At 71.5% G+C, this 2024-nt stretch carries 3 protein-coding genes; all 3 read left to right on the plus strand.

Annotation, left to right across the window (positions count from 1 at the left end; genetic code table 11):
* Positions 1 to 124 precede the first annotated feature (124 nt).
* Genes ACNFOC_RS53750 through ACNFOC_RS53760 form a run of 3 tightly spaced genes read left to right on the plus strand, consistent with a single transcriptional unit; the run spans position 125 to position 1997 of the window.
* Complete coding sequence (locus ACNFOC_RS53750) at positions 125 to 862, plus strand: class I SAM-dependent methyltransferase (protein ID WP_416966223.1); 738 nt, start codon at positions 125 to 127, stop codon at positions 860 to 862.
* A gap of 23 nt (positions 863 to 885) precedes the next feature.
* Positions 886 to 1791: a DMT family protein gene (locus ACNFOC_RS53755; protein WP_416966224.1), complete on the plus strand. Its 906-nt coding sequence runs from the start codon at positions 886 to 888 to the stop codon at positions 1789 to 1791.
* Positions 1788 to 1997, plus strand: coding sequence for a Trm112 family protein (locus ACNFOC_RS53760; protein ID WP_416966225.1), 210 nt, complete (start codon positions 1788 to 1790; stop codon positions 1995 to 1997). The genes ACNFOC_RS53755 and ACNFOC_RS53760 overlap by 4 nt, the downstream gene beginning before the upstream one ends.
* Positions 1998 to 2024 lie beyond the last annotated feature (27 nt).

Raw genomic sequence — 2024 nt, forward strand, 5'->3', positions numbered from 1 at the left:
CGGACAGGCTGCACGTCGCCCTCCGCTGGTCCCGCACCCTCCTCGGCCCCGGCGACGGAGCCCACCTCCGCGACCTGTTCGAGCACTACCTGCACACGACGGAACAGACGGAGGAGCACCCGAAATGACGACCACCACTCCCCCGAACCAGGTGCGCCCCGACCTCCGCGACTTCTACGAGAACCCCGCCGTCCCCGTCGCCTCCGGCCCCTCCCGCACACTCCGCCAGGCCCGCGTCCTCGCCACCGCGCTGGGCCCGGCCACCGAACACCCCCGCACCGTCCTCGACATCGGCTGCGGCGACGGCACCGCGGCCGCCACCGCCGCACCCCTCCTCACCGGCCACCGCGTCATCGGCGTCGACTGGTCCCAGGACGCCCTCACCCGAGCCCGCGCCCACCTCCCGTACACGGTCCGAGGCGAACTCACCGCGCTGCCACTCCACTCGGCCGCCGCCGACGCCGTCCTGTTCAGCGAGGTGATCGAGCACCTCGTCGACCCGGACACCGCCCTCGCCGAGATCCACCGCGTCCTGCGCCCGGGAGGCCATCTCATGCTGTCCACACCGAACTTGGCCGCCTGGTACAACCGCGCCCTGCTGCTCGCCGGCGTCCAGCCCGTGTTCTCGGAGGTGAGCCTGCGCGCGATCCACGGCCGCCCGGGCAAGGAGGTCGTAGGACATCTGCGGCTCTACACCCCGCGTGCGCTACGGGAGTTCGTGACGGCGGCCGGCTTCGAGGTCGTGGGACTCAAGGGCGCGCCCTTCCACGGCGTACCGCGACCGCTCCGCCCCCTCGACCGACTGGCGTGTGCCAGACCGCAGTTGGCGTCGATCCTGCTGCTGCACGCGCGGAAGACGTAGGGGGCGCGGCCGTGTGGTGGGGGGTGGCTGCGGCCCTGTTGGCGAACGTGCTCTACAGCACCGGTTTCGTCCTGGAGAAACGGGCGCTCGCGGCCCTGCCCGAGGTGACGGTCCGTCAACCGGCGAGGCTGCTGCGGCTGGTGCTGGGCAGCCCGTTGTGGATCGGCGGGTCCCTCGCGCTGGCCTCCGGGTTCGGCGCGCAGCTCGCCGTGTACCGGACGCTGCCGATCGCCGCCGCGCAGGGCATCTTCGTGTCCGGCCTGGTGCTGCTCGTGCTGCTGTCCGCCCGCATGCTCGGCGAGGAGACCAGCGGCCGCGAACGGTACGCGCTCGGCGCGATCCTCGTCGCCCTGCTGATGGTGGTGCTGTCGCTCAAGGAGGGCTCCGACCACGTCAGCCGCAACGCGCCCTACCCGCTGATCCTGTTGGTCTGCGTGCCCTCGCTGGCGGCCGGCGTCTGGCTCTACCGGTCCACCGAGCGCAGCGCCGGCCACCGGCACCGGCTGCCCACCACGGGCGTCGAATACGGCGTGGCGGTGGGGCTGTTGTACGGGGTCAGCTCGCTCGCCATCAAGGGGGTGTCGAGCTATCTGACGACAAGTGACCTGGGCGGGGCGGTAGTTGGGCTGCTCCGGTCCCCGTACCCGTATCTCCTCCTCTTCACCGGCGCGTTCGGCCTGGTCATGTCCCAGGCGGCGCTACAGCGTTGCCGGGCCTCGCTGATCGTGCCGGTCTGTACGACGGTGACCAGTCTGTTCACGGCGGTGCTCGGCACGCTCGCGTTCGGCGAGGCGCTGCCGCACGACCCGCTGCGCCTGGCCCTGCGGATCGGGGGCACGGCCCTGGCGGTCACCGTCCTGCTGACCATGCCGAAGCACGACAACGCGCCTCAACCGCCGGTCGAGGCCAAGGAGTTGACACCCCCATGAACCCGGACGACCCCCTGCTGAAGATCCTGGCCTGCCCGCTCGACAAGGGCCCGCTGCACCTGCTCCCCACGGACGCCCTCTACAACCCGCGCCTGCGCCGCCGTTACCCGATCGTCGACGGCATCCCGCAGCTGCTGCCCTCGTCCGGAGAGCAAGTGACCGACGACGAAGAACACGAGGAACTCCTCAAACGGATGGCCCCATGACCCCCGCATCCGCCACGCCCCGTACTC

Origin of the sequence: Streptomyces colwelliae (genome assembly GCF_048158785.1) — a bacterium.
Classification (GTDB): domain Bacteria; phylum Actinomycetota; class Actinomycetes; order Streptomycetales; family Streptomycetaceae; genus Streptomyces.

Excerpts from the sequence above, each read along its gene's own strand:
- ACNFOC_RS53750 (WP_416966223.1), top strand. The coding sequence starts at position 125 with ATGACGACCACCACTCCCCCGAACCAGGTGCGCCCCGACCTCCGCGAC.
- ACNFOC_RS53760 (WP_416966225.1), top strand. The coding sequence starts at position 1,788 with ATGAACCCGGACGACCCCCTGCTGAAGATCCTGGCCTGCCCGCTCGAC.